Annotated in this window: 11 protein-coding genes and 1 tRNA gene; 3 read left to right on the top strand and 9 right to left on the bottom strand. The window is 77.2% G+C overall.

The window, feature by feature from the left end; translation table 11 throughout:
- Positions 1-85: 85 nt before the first annotated feature.
- Positions 86-2,260, top strand: a complete 2,175-nt coding sequence (gene helR, locus KVT14_RS08230) for an RNA polymerase recycling motor ATPase HelR (RefSeq protein WP_217615203.1) — start codon at positions 86-88, stop codon at positions 2,258-2,260.
- Positions 2,261-2,439: 179 nt separating this feature from the next.
- On the top strand, positions 2,440-2,859 hold the full coding sequence (locus tag KVT14_RS08225; protein WP_308160970.1) for a YkvA family protein: 420 nt from the start codon (positions 2,440-2,442) through the stop codon (positions 2,857-2,859).
- Here KVT14_RS08225 and KVT14_RS08220 read toward each other — a convergent pair.
- The 3 genes from KVT14_RS08220 to KVT14_RS08210 form a co-directional block, all read right to left on the bottom strand.
- Positions 2,851-2,924 (bottom strand) — tRNA-Pro (locus KVT14_RS08220). The genes KVT14_RS08225 and KVT14_RS08220 overlap by 9 nt on opposite strands.
- Before the next feature lie 48 nt (positions 2,925-2,972).
- Positions 2,973-4,268: an MFS transporter gene (locus KVT14_RS08215; protein WP_308160969.1), complete on the bottom strand. Its 1,296-nt coding sequence runs from the start codon at positions 4,266-4,268 to the stop codon at positions 2,973-2,975.
- On the bottom strand, positions 4,265-5,035 hold the full coding sequence (locus KVT14_RS08210; RefSeq protein ID WP_217615202.1) for a GntR family transcriptional regulator: 771 nt from the start codon (positions 5,033-5,035) through the stop codon (positions 4,265-4,267). The genes KVT14_RS08215 and KVT14_RS08210 overlap by 4 nt, the downstream gene beginning before the upstream one ends.
- A 194-nt stretch (positions 5,036-5,229) precedes the next feature.
- Between KVT14_RS08210 and KVT14_RS08205 the strand changes: the two genes are divergently transcribed.
- Positions 5,230-6,555, top strand: coding sequence for a peptidoglycan-binding protein (locus tag KVT14_RS08205; RefSeq protein WP_217615201.1), 1,326 nt, complete (start codon positions 5,230-5,232; stop codon positions 6,553-6,555).
- Positions 6,556-6,680: 125 nt separating this feature from the next.
- Here the strand turns inward: KVT14_RS08205 and KVT14_RS08200 are convergent, their stop codons facing one another.
- From KVT14_RS08200 to KVT14_RS22950, 6 genes are all read right to left on the bottom strand, one after another.
- On the bottom strand, positions 6,681-7,799 hold the full coding sequence (locus tag KVT14_RS08200) for a hypothetical protein (RefSeq protein ID WP_308160968.1): 1,119 nt from the start codon (positions 7,797-7,799) through the stop codon (positions 6,681-6,683).
- Positions 7,796-9,349 carry a ribosome biogenesis GTPase Der gene (gene der / locus KVT14_RS08195; RefSeq protein ID WP_217615200.1) on the bottom strand — a complete coding sequence of 518 codons (1,554 nt, stop codon included), beginning with the start codon at positions 9,347-9,349 and terminating at the stop codon, positions 7,796-7,798. The genes KVT14_RS08200 and der overlap by 4 nt, the downstream gene beginning before the upstream one ends.
- Positions 9,350-9,409: 60 nt before the next feature.
- Positions 9,410-10,090: a lysophospholipid acyltransferase family protein gene (locus tag KVT14_RS08190; RefSeq protein WP_308160967.1), complete on the bottom strand. Its 681-nt coding sequence runs from the start codon at positions 10,088-10,090 to the stop codon at positions 9,410-9,412.
- Between the two features lie 11 nt (positions 10,091-10,101).
- Positions 10,102-10,827 carry a (d)CMP kinase gene (cmk, locus tag KVT14_RS08185; RefSeq protein WP_308160966.1) on the bottom strand — a complete coding sequence of 242 codons (726 nt, stop codon included), beginning with the start codon at positions 10,825-10,827 and terminating at the stop codon, positions 10,102-10,104.
- Positions 10,824-11,951, bottom strand: coding sequence for a prephenate dehydrogenase (locus KVT14_RS08180; protein WP_308160965.1), 1,128 nt, complete (start codon positions 11,949-11,951; stop codon positions 10,824-10,826). Before KVT14_RS08180 ends, cmk begins: the two co-directional genes overlap by 4 nt.
- The coding region (locus KVT14_RS22950) for a pseudouridine synthase (RefSeq protein ID WP_256447984.1) at positions 11,948-13,170 on the bottom strand (1,223 nt) is incomplete at its 5' end. The genes KVT14_RS22950 and KVT14_RS08180, both read right to left, overlap by 4 nt.

Here is a 13,170-nt window from a genome sequence, read left to right as displayed (position 1 = left end):
GCGCGGCGGGGGTCTTGCCGCAAGGCCCCCTCCCGGGCCCAGAATCCTCGGCGCACCGCCCCGCAGCGCGCCCCGGAGGAGCCCCGTGACCGCCACCGCCACCCCCGCCTTCCACCTGCCCGACCGCCTCGCCGCCAAGGCCGACCCCGCCCTGATCGCCGACGACGAGCGCCGGTTCGCCGAGATCGCCGCCGCCCTCGACGCCACGACGACCGACCTCGCGCAGCGGCTCGACGCCGTCCGCCGGCAGCCCGCGGGCCGGGGCCAGCAGACCCTCGAGCGCGACGCCGAGGTCCGTCGGCTCACGAGCCGCCTGCGCGCGCTGCGGCGGTTCGGGCTGGACCTGTGCCTGGGCCGCCTCACCCCGCGCGACGGCGGCGAGCCCGTGTACGTCGGCCGCCTCGGGCTCACCGACGCCGACGGGCGCCGGCTGCTCGTCGACTGGCGGTCCCCCGCCGCCGAGCCGTACTTCGCCGCGACCCGGGCCCGGCCGATGGGCGTCGCGGCGCGGCGCCGGTACCGGTGGACCGGCGGGCGGGTCACCGACTACTGGGACGAGGTGCTCGCCGGGGACGGCGCCGCAGGGCACGGCGCCCGTGCCGCGCTCGACGACGAGTCCGCCTTCATCGCCGGCCTGGGCGCGAGCCGCACGGCGCGGATGCGCGACGTGCTCGGGACCATCCAGGCGGACCAGGACGCGATCGTGCGGGCGGGCTCGCGCGGGACCCTCGTCGTCGACGGCGGGCCCGGCACCGGCAAGACCGTCGTCGCCCTGCACCGCGCCGCGTACCTGCTCTACGCGGACCCGCTGGTGGACCAGCGCCGGGGAGGCGTCCTCGTCGTCGGCCCGAGCCGGCCCTACCTCGACTACGTCGCCGACGTGCTGCCGAACCTCGGCGAGGACGGCGCGCGGACCTGCGTGCTGCGCGACCTCGTCGCCGAGGGTGCCACCGCGGTGCCGGAGCCCGACCCCGAGGTCGCGCGCCTCAAGGGCACCCTCGACCTGGTCCGCGCGATCGAGCCCGCCGTGCGGTTCTCCGAGCGGCCCCCGGTCGACGGCCTGCTGGTCGAGACGCCGTGGGCCGACCTGTGGCTCGGCCCCGAGGACTGGGCCGAGGCGTTCGGCGCGCCCGACCCGGGCACGCCGCACAACGAGGCCCGCGACGTGATCGAGGAGGCCCTGGTGGACCTGCTCGCGGAGCAGGCCCGCGAGCAGGACGACGAGATCCCCGACGACCTGCTCCGCCGCGCCCTGCACCGGCACGCGGACCTGGTCGCCGCGCTGAACCGCGCGTGGCCGCTCCTCGACGCGGCGGACCTGGTGGCCGACCTCTGGTCCGTCCCCGCGTACCTCCGGCTGTGCGCGCCGGGCCTGGCACCGGAGCAGGTCGACCTGCTGCAGCGCCGCGACCCGCGGGCGTGGACCGACGCCGACCTGCCGCTGCTCGACGCCGGCCGGCACCGCCTCGGCGACCCCGGGGCGTCGCGGCGCCGGCACCGCCGGCAGGCCGAGGCGGCGGCCGAGCGCGAGTACCGGGCGCGCGTCGCGGACGACCTGATCGCCGCCGACCGCGACGGCGAGCAGGAGGGCATGCTCGACATGCTCCGCGGCGCCGACCTCGAGCACGCGCTGCTCGGCGACGCCGAGGACACCCGCACCGACACCGACCGGCTGGCCGGCCCGTTCGCGCACGTGGTCGTCGACGAGGCCCAGGAGCTGTCCGACGCCGAGTGGCAGATGCTGCTGCGCCGGTCCCCGTCCCGCAGTCTGACCGTCGTCGGCGACCGGGCGCAGGCGCGGCACGGGTTCACGGAGTCCTGGGCGGAACGGCTGCGTCGCGTCGGGCTGGGCGACCCGGTGGTGGCGTCGCTGTCGATCAACTACCGCACGCCCGCCGAGGTCATGGCGGCGGCCGAGCCGGTGATCCGGGCCGCGCTCCCCGACGCGAACGTGCCGACGTCGGTCCGCAGCACCGGGGTGCCTGTGGCGTACGGGACCGTCGGGGAGCTGGACGCCCTCCTCGGGTCGTGGCTCGACGAGCACCCGGAGGGCGTGGCGTGCGTGATCGGCGCCGACCGGGAGGTCGCCGGGGAGCCCCGGGTCCGGTCGCTGTCGCCCGCCGCGGCGAAGGGGCTCGAGTTCGACCTCGTCGTGCTCGTCTGCCCGGAGCGCTGGGGCGCCGGCGTCACCGGGGCCGTGGACCGGTACGTCGGCATGACCCGGGCGACGCAGCGGCTGGTGGTGCTGACCGGGGCGTGAGCGGGCGCCGCGGAGCGCGGTTCGTGCGGGTACCGTCACCGGTGGCCGGGGCGCACCGCCCGGCCGACGACGTCGGGAGGGCCCGCGATGGCGGACGCGCGCGACGGCTCCCGCGACGGCACCCGCTGCTGACGGGCCGTGCCGGACTGGGCGTGGACGCTGGTCGGCTCCTGGCAGGCGTGCTGCTGCTGTGGCTCGCGCTGGTCGCCGTGCTGTGGGCGACCCGCCCCGACGAGCTGCGGCTGCGCGAGGTGCTCCGGCTGCTGCCGGACGTGGTGCGCCTGGTCCGACGGCTGGCGACCGACCGCGCGCTGCCGCGCGGGGTGCGCATCCGGCTGTGGTTGCTGCTCGGCTACCTGGCGCTGCCGGTCGACCTCGTGCCGGACGTGGCCCCGGTGCTCGGCTGGGCGGACGACGCGCTCGTCGTGGCCCTGGTGCTGCGGTCGGTCGTGCGTCGGGCGGGGCCCGAAGCGCTCGACCGGCACTGGCCGGGCTCGCCCGAGGGGTTGGCGGCCGTGCGGCGGCTGGTCCGGCTGAGGCCCGGGGAACGACGAAGCCCTGGTGGGATCTCTCCCACCAGGGCTTCCACGTCGGGCTGACAGGATTTGAACCTGCGACCCCTTGACCCCCAGTCAAGTGCGCTACCAAGCTGCGCCACAGCCCGATGGTCCTCGAGAGGACCTCGGCGGCCCCCGCAGGAGCCTCGGAAACTCTACCGTATCCGGACGGTCCCGCCGTCCCCCGCCGGCAGATGGGCGCGCCACGCCGTCGCCACCACCACCAGGCAGACGACCGCGGCGCCCAGCCCGGCCAGGAACATCTCCGGGTAGGTCCAGCGCGTCGACAGCCAGGCGAGCGTCGCGGGCACGAAGAACCCGACGTAGGCCGCCGAGTAGTAGACGGCCGTCAGCCCGGCCAGGTCCTCCGGCGTGGCGATGCGCTGCACCTCGGACAGTCCCGCGACCAGGGCGAGCCCGTAGCCCGCGCCCAGCACCGCGGCGGCGAGCAGCACGACCGCCAGGGACAGCGTCGCCGCCGCCCGCGCCGCCAGCGCCATCCCGGCGACGAGGATCGCCAGCGCCACCACCGAGGCGCGGGCGCTGTGCCGGGTGTCGACGAGCCGGGCGACCGACTGCACCGCGAAGCCGACCGCCAGCGTGACCACGGTGAGCAGCGCGGAGAACGCGATCGGCATCCCGCCCGCGTGCTCGCGCATCAGTCCGGGGAGCACCGCGTACGCCGAACCCACCGCGCCGAACACCCACGGTGCCAGCGGCAGCACGACCCGGAGGAACCGCCGGTGGCCGACAGCCGGGACCCGCAGGTCGTCGCGGAGCCGCGTGCGTGCGCCTGCCGGGCGGGCCGGGTGCGTCTCCGGGACGGCCAGCACGGCGACCAGGGCGAGCACGGTCACGGCGGCGTGCAGCAGGTACGGGGTCCCGGTGCGCCACGGCCCCCACTGGGCCAGCGCCCCCGCGACGCCCGCGCCGAGCAGGAAGCCCGACGTCAGCGCCAGCGACGCCCGCCGCGCGCCCGCCTGCGGCTGCCCGGTGGCCGCGCACAGCTCCGCGACCCAGGTGGTGCCGACCGCCATCACCAGCCCGAGGGCGAGGCCCGACAGCACCCGGCCCGCCGCGAGAGCCGGCACGGACGCCGGGCCGAGCGCGAGCACGAGCGACCCCACGACGCCCAGCGGCGCGGCGGGCAGCAGGAGCGGTCGCCGGCCGAACCGGTCCGACAGCGGCCCGCCGATCAGCAGCGCCGGGACGATGCCGAGGACGTACGCGCCGAGCAGGACGTTCACGGTGAGCGCCGACAGGTGGCTGACCTCGCGGTACATCACCAGCAGCGGCGTGAACTCGTTGCCGCCCCACGCGACGGCGAACATGAGCGCCGCGACGCGGAGCCACGCGCGCGGGTCCGGTGCGGCCGGGGCGACCGGGTCCCGGGGGGCGGGGGTGGTGCCGGTGGCGGTCGCGCCAGGGGCGGTCGTGCCGGTGGCGGTCACCGCGCGCCACCGTCCCGCTCCGCACCCGACGGGTCGCCTGCGCCCGGCGCGCCGGGGTCGTCCGGCCGGGTGGCCGCTCCGCCGTCCCGGTCGACCGCGCCGACGGTGCGCGGGTGCGCGGCGGCCAGGTGCGCGCCGTGCAGGTGCTCGCGCAGCCGGTCCCGGAACGCGGCCGCGTCGCCCGCCTCGATCGCCGCGACCAGCGCCTCGTGCCCCTCGACGAACCCCGGCGCGCGCTCCCCCGCGGCGCCGACCGACAGCGCGACCATCCGCCGCTGCCGCTCGCGCAGCGTCACCGAGAACCCGGTGAGCAGGTCGTTCCCGCCGGCCGCCACGACCGCGAGGTGGAACGCGGCGTCGTGCTCGGCGTAGGTCTCCGGGTCGCCCGCGGCGACGGCCTCCCGCTGCCGGGCGACCAGACCGCGCAGCTCGGCGGCGAGCGCGTCGCGGGACGCGGCGGACCGGACCACGACGTCCACGGCGTGCGACTCCAGCAGCAGCCGCGCCTCGACGACCGCCTCGGCCTCGCCGGGCGCGGCCGGCACCACCAGCGCGCCGCGCTTCGGGAACAGCCGGAGCCACCCCTCGGTCGACAGCCGCAGGAACGCCTCGCGGACGGGCGTGCGGCTCATCGCGAGCTCGGCGGCGACGTCGCCCTCGCTGACCATCTCCCCCGCGGACAGCCGCCCGGAGAGCAGCGCGTCCTTGACGTGCCGGTAGGCGACCTCGGCAGCGGGCGGTGCTGGGGTGGGGACCGGGGACTGCATGGTTCCTACATGTATCTCAGTCGCATCCCAGAAATCAAACGCGGCGCGAGCGAGACGGCCGAGTCGTCGGCGGGCCGAACGGGTGAACCTCACCCGGCTGTGTGCCGGCTGTGTCCTGAACCCGCCCGCGCGAGCTGCCGGGGGTGGGACAGTGCGCGCGGCGAAGCGCCACCCCGCTGCAGAGAGAGACGTCGATGTCCGCACGCACCACCCGCCCCCGCCGCGCCTGGGCGCCGGCACGTCCGCTCGCCGCCGGTGCGGCGAGCGCCGTCCTGGTCACCGCGCTGACCGCTGGACTGGGGGCGCCCGCGCTCGCGACCACGGCCGAGCCCGAGCCGGCCGTCGTCGCGGCGCAGGCTCCCGAGGCGCCCGAGGCTGCGCCCCGGCAGGCCCTCGCCGACGACACGTCGTCGCCCGTGCCTCCCCTCCTCGTCGACGGCGCCGATCCGGTCGACGGCGGCTGGTCGTTTTGGTTCGCCAGCCAGGACGAGGAGATCGCCGGGTGGGAGTACGCCCTCGACGGCGGCGAGCCGACCGCGTTCGCCGGGTTGGACGGCTGGAACGCGGAGCTGCGCCTGTCCGGCCTGGAGCCCGGAGAGCACACGCTCGTCGTGCGGGCCACGAGCACATCGGGCGGGGTCGCGGAGATCGAGCGCCCGTTCGTCGTCGAGGCCGCCGGCCCGGACACGGTCCCCCCGCTCGTGCTCGACACGACCCGCACGTTCGAGGACGGCGCGTGGACGTTCCGGTTCACCATGGACGAGGACATCGCGCTGTGGGAGTACAGCCTCGACCTCGCACCGCGCGCCTCCTTCGCAGGCACGGACGCGCGGAACGCCGTGCTCCGGTTCGCCGGGCTGGAACCCGGCCCGCACGCCGTCGAGGTCTGGGCCGCGGACGCCGCGGGCAACACGGTCTGGTACCGCTGGGTGTTCAACGTGGACGGCCCGGTCGTGACGCCGACGCCCACCACCCCGACCACCCCGACGCCGACCACCACCCCCGCGCCGTCCCCGGCCCCCGTCCCGGCGCCCGCGGCCGCCCCCGCGACGCCCGCCCTCACCGCCGACGCCGTGCCCGCCGCGCAGGTGGCGCGTGGCATCGCCCGCGGCTCGTCCGGTGCGTCGGTGGTGCTCATCCAGCGACTGGTCGGCGCGACGCCCGACGGCGTCTTCGGACCCAGGACCGCCGCAGCCGTGCGCGCGTTCCAGCGCGCGCACGGCCTGGTCCCGGACGGCGTGGTCGGCCCGCTCACCTGGGCCGCGCTGGTCGACGTCGCCAACGGCGGCTCCGGCACGACGGCGTTCTCCGTCCCGCGGGCCGTCCTCGCGCGCGGGGTGGCGCTCGGCGCGCACGGACAGGCGGTGGTGTCGATCCAGCGGCTCGTCGGGACCGCGCCCGACGGGATCTTCGGCCCCCGGACCCGCGCCGCTGTGCGGGAGTGGCAGCGGACGCACGGCCTCGTCACGGACGGCGTCGTCGGACCGCTCACCTGGGCTTCCCTGACCGCGGCACGCTGAGGGCCCGTTCCATCGACGGGCCCGGTGCCGCCCGCGACCTCCACCGCGGGTGGCACCGGGTGCCGAGGACGCGGGGAGTGCGCGTCGTGCGACATCCGCTGACCGCCACCGAGACAGCGTCGCGGTCAGCGCGCCGGCGCCGTGGCCTCCGCCGCCTCGCCCGCCACGTCGTGCTCCCCCGAGCGGCCGCGCAGCACGTCGAGCTCCGCCGCCACGACGCCGAGCAGCAGCAGATCGACCACGAGGCCGGTGACCGCGCTCCACTGGTCGATCCGGAACAGGAAGATCTGGCTCAGCAGCAGGTTGACGAGCACCGCGCGCCGGAACCACTCGTACCCGCGCGCCCGGTCGTCGCCGACCAGCCGCAGGCCCACCACGGAGCACACCAGGGACGCGGCCCCGCTGGCGAGCAGCCCGACCATCGCCCACCAGGGCAGGTCCGCCCCGGTCGCGACCAGCACGGTCCCCCGCACCACGGTGTACAGCGTGACGAGCGCCAGCACGCCGACGGTCACCCGCGGCAGCCACCGGACGCGCACCACGCGCCGGGACGCCGTGACGACGGCGCGGGCCACGGCGCTGATGGGGTCGGGCAGCTCCCGCGCGTCGTCCTCGACGACGTCGAGCAGGGCACGGACCTCGGCCGCGCCCCGGACGTCGCCGGCGCCGGCCACGAGCTCCCGCGCCTGGCGCCGGGCTCGCGGCGAGAACCCGCCCGCCAGACCGGCGACGGCGAGGTCCGCGGCGGCCGCGAGCGTCTCGTGCGGGTCGCGCCGCCGGCCGTGGATCACCTCGCCCACCAGGACCAGCACGACCACCACGACGTAGATGAGCGACGCGGTCGGCTCGTAGAAGTAGTCGTTGTCCGACGTGACGAACTTGCCGATCTCGTCGATGAACAGCCCGAACCCGATGCCGCCGACCAGCGCGGCCAGCGGCCGGACAACGGGACCGGCCCAGGACAGTACCGCGACGACCGCGACCGCCATCAGCAGCCCGCCCCACAGGACGTGCGCGATGTGCAGGCCGTCGCCGCCCAGCTGCGGGAACCCGGTCAGCGCGAGCAGCCCCCGGGTCACCAGCACGGTCAGCACCGTGACGGCGAGGAACCCGGCGACGTGCCGCGGCCCGGCGGGGTCGCGCGGCAGCCCCAGCACGAGCACCGGCGACCGCCGCCGCACGTGGTGCCGGTCCGCCTCGGCCGTCCGGTCGCCCGTCCGCTCGACCTCCGCGCCGCGGGTCACCGCTTGCGCTTCTCCCGGACGCGGACCGAGATCGAGATCGGCGAGCCCTCGAAGCCGAACGTCTCGCGCAGCCGGCGCTCGATGAACCGGCGGTAGCCCGCCTCGAGGAAGCCGGTCGCGAAGATGACGAACCGCGGCGGACGGGTCGACGCCTGGGTCGCGAACAGGATGCGCGGCTGCTTGCCGCCGCGCAGCGGGTGCGGGTGCGCGGCGACGAGCTCGCCCAGGAACGCGTTGAGCTTGCCGGTGGGGATGCGGGTGTCCCAGGACTCGAGCGACCGCGTGAGCGCGGGGACGAGCCGGTCGGTGTGCCAGCCGGTCCGCGCGGAGATGTTCACCCGCGGCGCCCACTGGATCTGCACGAGCTCCTTCTCGATCTCGCGCTCGAGGTACGGCCGGCGGTCCTCGTCCATGAGGTCCCACTTGTTGTACGCGATGACCAGCGCGCGCCCGGCGTCGATGACCTGCTGGATGACGCGGGTGTCCTGCTCGGTGAGCGGCTGCGACGCGTCGAGGAGCACGACGGCGACCTCGGCCTTCTCGATCGCGGCCTGCGTGCGCAGGGAGGCGTAGAAGTCCGCACCGGAGGTCTGGTGCACGCGGCGGCGGATCCCGGCGGTGTCGACGAACCACCACGGCACGCCCTTGAGCTCGACGAGCTCGTCGACCGGGTCGCGGGTGGTGCCGGCGGTGTCGTCGACGACCACGCGGTCGGTGCCGAGCACCTTGTTGAGCAGCGACGACTTGCCGACGTTCGGGCGGCCGACCAGCGCGACGCGGCGCGGGCCGCCGGGGCGGGCGGTGGCGTGCTGCGAGACCGTCGGCAGCGCCGCCATCGCGGCGTCGAGCAGGTCGCCCGTGCCGCGGCCGTGCAGGGCGGAGACCGGGTGCGGCTCGCCGAGGCCGAGGCTCCACAGCTCGGCGGCGTCGGCCTCGACGCGCGGGCCGTCGACCTTGTTGGCGCACAGCACGACCGGCTTCCCGGACTTGCGGAGCAGGCGCACGACCCGCTCGTCGGTGGCCGTCGGGCCGACCGTGGCGTCCACGACGAACAGCACGGCGTCGGCCAGCGAGATCGCGACCTCGGCCTGCTCGGCCACGCGCGCCTCGATGCCCGCGACGTCGACCTCCCAGCCGCCGGTGTCGACCAGCGTGAACCGGCGACCGGCCCACTCGGCGGGGTAGGACACGCGGTCGCGCGTCACGCCCGGCTTGTCCTCGACGACGGCCTCGCGCCGGCCCAGGATCCGGTTGACCAGCGTCGACTTGCCGACGTTCGGGCGGCCGACCACGGCGAGCACGGGGAGCGCCAGGTGCGAGCCGTCCTCGTCGTACGCGCCCTCGTCGCCGGAGAGCAGGGCGACGTCGTCGTCCTCGAGCTCGTAGTCGTCCAGCCCGGCCCGCAGGGCGCGCTCGCGCGCCTCGTCGTCCTCCGCCTCCGCGGTCACGTCCGTGCCGTCGAACGGCTCGGCGGGGCCCTCCTGGAGGTCGTCGAGCTCCACGGCGGGGTCCTCGGAGGTGGTCGGCTGGGCCGGCTCGCTGTCACGCATGGGCACCATTCTCCCTGACCGAGCGGCCCGGGACGAACCACGCCCGACGACGCCCCCGGGTCAGTCCGTCGGGAGCGCCGCGCCGGTCCGGGCCGCGGCGTCGCGGACCAGCGCCGAGAGCGCCGCGCGGACCGTCTCCGTCCCCTCCCCGATCGCCTCGCGCCGCGACTGCCCGTCGGCCGGCGACAGGTCCAGCGGCGCGCCGAGCTCGACGTGCAGCCGCCGGCGCAGCCCCGGGACGTGGCCGACCGACTCCCCCGTGCGGCGGGTCCCGAGGATCGCGACCGGGACGACCGGCGCGCCCGCGTGCACGGCCAGCCAGGCGACGCCGGCTCGCGCCGACGACGCGTCGCCGCGCCCCCGGTTCCCCTCGGGGAACACGCCGACCGCGTCGCCGCGCTGCAGCACCGCCAGCGCCGCGACCAGGGCCGCCCGCCCGCCGGACCGATCCACCGGGATCTGCTGCGCGCCCCGCAGCACCGCACCGATCGGGCCGCGGAACATCTCGTGCTTGACCAGGATGTGCACCGGGCGCGGCGTGATGCCCTGCAGCAGCGGCCCGTCGATCACGCTGGTGTGGTTGGCGGCGAACACCACCGGACCGGTCGCCGGCACGTGCTCGGCGCCGACGACCCGGGCGTCCCAGACGCCGTGCGCGAGGAACACGCCGATGGCGCGCGCCCACCCGGGCACGGGGCGGGAGCCGGGCAGCGCCTCCGCCACCCGCGGGGCGGACGCCACGCCCGGGCCCGTCACGCGTGCAGGTCCGCGGTGCGGGCCACCACGTCCAGCACCGCCTGCACGGTCTGGTCGAGGTCGAGCTCCGAGGAGTCCACCGTCACCACGCCGTCGGCCGCGACGAGGAACTGCGAGACCGTCGAGTCGTCCGCGTCCCGGCGGACCACCTGGTCCCGGGTCGCCTCGACGGCGTCGGCGTCGTCGGAGCCGTGCACCTCGCGGGCGCGCCGGGCGAGCCGGGCCTCCTCGCTCGCGGTCAGCAGCAGCCGCACATCGGCGTCCGGCGCGATGACCGTGGTGATGTCCCGGCCCTCCGCGACGATGCCGCGGCCGCCCGAGAACGCCGAGGACGCCGCCTGCGCCGCGATCTCCGCGCGCTGCCGGCGGCCGAGCTCGGCCCGCACCTCGAGGTTGGTCGCCACCGCGCTCACCGCGGCGGAGATGGCGGTGTCGCGGATCGCCTCGCCGACGTCGTGCCCGTCCACGTGCACGCCCGGGTCGCGCGGGTCGACGCCCATCACCAGCGGCATCTCCCGGACGAGCTGCGCCACCGCGTCCGCGTCGGTCAGCGACACCCCGCGGTGCAGCGCCCACCAGGTCGCCGCGCGGTACATCGCGCCGGTGTCCAGGTACGCCAGGCCGAGCCGCTCGGCGACCCGCCGGGACACCGTCGACTTCCCCGAGCCCGAGGGCCCGTCGATCGCCACCACCACGGGACGGGGCGCGTCGTGCGCAGTCACCGAATCAACCTCCAACCGCGGGCCGTCAGCTCCGCCTCCAGGTGCGCCGAGCGCGCGGGGTCGACCGACACCGACGCCATGCCGACGGGCCGTCCCGCCGCGTGCTCGAGCCGCAGGTCCTCCAGGTTCACGCCGGCCGCGCCGACGTCGGTCAGCAGCCGCGCGAGCTCGCCGGGCCGGTCTGGCACGAGGGCCGTCACCACCGCGTACGAGCGCGGCGCGCCGCCGTGCTTGCCGGGCACGAGCGCCACGCCGGCGTTGCCGTCCGCGATCAGCCGCGCCACGCGGGCCAGCGCGCCGAGCTCGACGTCCTCCGGCCCGCTCGCCCGGGCGGCGCTGTCCAGCGCGCCCAGGACCTCGTCCAGGTCGTCCCGCAGCCCGGCGAGCACGCCGCGCACGGCCGCCGCGTTGGCCGCCAGGATCGACGTCCACAGCGCCGGGTCCGACGACGCGATCCGGGTCACGTCCCGCAGGCCCTGGCCCGCGAGCCCGAGCGCGTCCGGCTCGGCCCCGCGCAGCCGCGCCGCGACCAGGCTGGCCGCGACCTGCGGCACGTGCGAGACGACGGCCACCGCGGCGTCGTGCTCCGCGGCGTCCATCGTCACCGGCAGGCTGCCCAGGTCGGTCGCCAGCGTCCGCACCGCGAGCAGCGCGTCCGGCCGGGACTCCCCCGAGTCGACGACGACCCACGGCCGCCCGACGAACAGGTCCGGAACCGCCGCGGCCGCCCCCGAGCGCTCCCGCCCGGCCATCGGGTGCGACCCGACGTACCGGGACAGGTCCGCGCCCGCGGCCCGCAGCTCGTTGAGCACGTAGCCCTTGACGCTCGCCACGTCGGTCACGACCGCGTCCGGGTGCGCTTCCAGCTCCGCCCGCACGACGTCCGCCGTCACGTCCGGCGGCGCGGCGACGACGACCAGCGCCGGCTCCGGGTCGCCGTCCGCCGCGGGCCGCCCGGCCCCCACGTCGCGGGCCAGCGCCAGCGCCGTGCGGGACGGGTCGTGCAGCGTCACGTCGACGCCGCGCGCGGTCAGCGCCAGGCCGACCGACGCGCCCAGCAGCCCGGTGCCGACCACGCGGACCGGGCCGCGGGTCACCACCGCTGCCGTGCCGTTCGTGCTCACATGCCCACCGACGTCATCAGCGAGCCGACCTCCGCCTTCCCGAGCACGCGGGTGCGGCCCGGGCGCAGGTCGCCGAGCTTGATCGGGCCGATCTGGGTGCGCAGCAGGCGGGTCACCGGGTGGCCCACTTCCTCCAGCAGCCGGCGGACGACGCGGTTGCGGCCCTCGTGGATCACGATCTCGACCATGCTGGCCTGCGGCGTGGCGTCCACGACGCGGAACGCGTCCACCGCCACCACGCCGTCCTCGAGCTCGACGCCCTTCTTCAGCCGCGCGCCGACCCCGGCGGGGACCCGGCCCTCGACGGTGGCGAGGTACGTCTTGGAGACGCCGTGCGACGGGTGCGAGAGCCGGTTGGCGAGCTCCCCGTCGTTGGTCAGCAGGATCAGGCCCTCCGAGTCGGCGTCCAGCCGGCCGACGTGGAACAGCCGCTCCTCGCGGTTCTGCACGAACTGCTCGAGCGACGGGCGGCCCTCGGGGTCGTGCATCGTCGACACCACGCCCAGGGGCTTGTTCAGCGCCAGGGTGATGACGTCCTTGTCGAGCTGCAGGCGCAGGCCGTCGACGTGGATCACGGCGGTGCGCGGGTCGACGCGCACGCCGAGCTCCAGCACCACCTGCTCGTCGACCGTCACGCGGCCGGCCGCGATCAGCTCCTCGCACGCGCGGCGCGAGCCGAGGCCGGCCTGCGCGAGCACCTTCTGCAGGCGCACGCCCTCGGGGTCGTGCACGTCGAGGTCCGTGGACCGCGGACCGCGCGGCGGCGTGCGGTACGACTGCGGCGGCCGGGACGGCCAGGCCGAGCCCGGGCGGCCGGTGTCGGCGCCGCGGGGGGCGCCGGAACGGGTGCCGCCGCCGGGACGGCCCACGCCCGCGACCCGGCCGGACGAGGAGCCGCCGGGGCGGCCGGCAGAGGAGGCGCCGGGGCGACCGGACGCCGCGCCCGGGCGACCCGCGGCGGGACGACCGCCGGAGGACGGCCGGCCGGAGCCGCCGCCGAAGCCACCGCCCTGGCCGCCCGAGCCGGGACGGCCCCCGCCGTAGCCACCGCCCTGACCGCCGGACCCGGAGCGCCCGCCGTAGCCGCCGGACGAGCCCGCGCCCGACCGCCCGCCGCCCTGGCCCGCACCGCCGGAACGACCGCCGCCGTACCCGGCGCCGCCGCCGGAACGACCGCCGCCGTACGCGGCGCCGCCGCCGGAGCGACCGCCTGGTTGGC

The sequence above is a fragment of the Cellulomonas sp. GbtcB1 genome (genome assembly GCF_019091725.1).
In the GTDB taxonomy this organism is placed as follows: Bacteria; Actinomycetota; Actinomycetes; order Actinomycetales; family Cellulomonadaceae; genus Cellulomonas.
Note: the sequence above shows the minus strand (reverse complement) of the source record. Positions and strands in the feature narration are given on the sequence as shown.

Bases quoted from the DNA above. Each gene is read 5' to 3' on its own strand.
- KVT14_RS08210 (WP_217615202.1), bottom strand. From the start codon at position 5,035: ATGCAGTCCCCGGTCCCCACCCCAGCACCGCCCGCTGCCGAGGTCGCC.
- KVT14_RS08205 (WP_217615201.1), top strand. From the start codon at position 5,230: ATGTCCGCACGCACCACCCGCCCCCGCCGCGCCTGGGCGCCGGCACGT.
- der (WP_217615200.1), bottom strand. From the start codon at position 9,349: ATGCGTGACAGCGAGCCGGCCCAGCCGACCACCTCCGAGGACCCCGCC.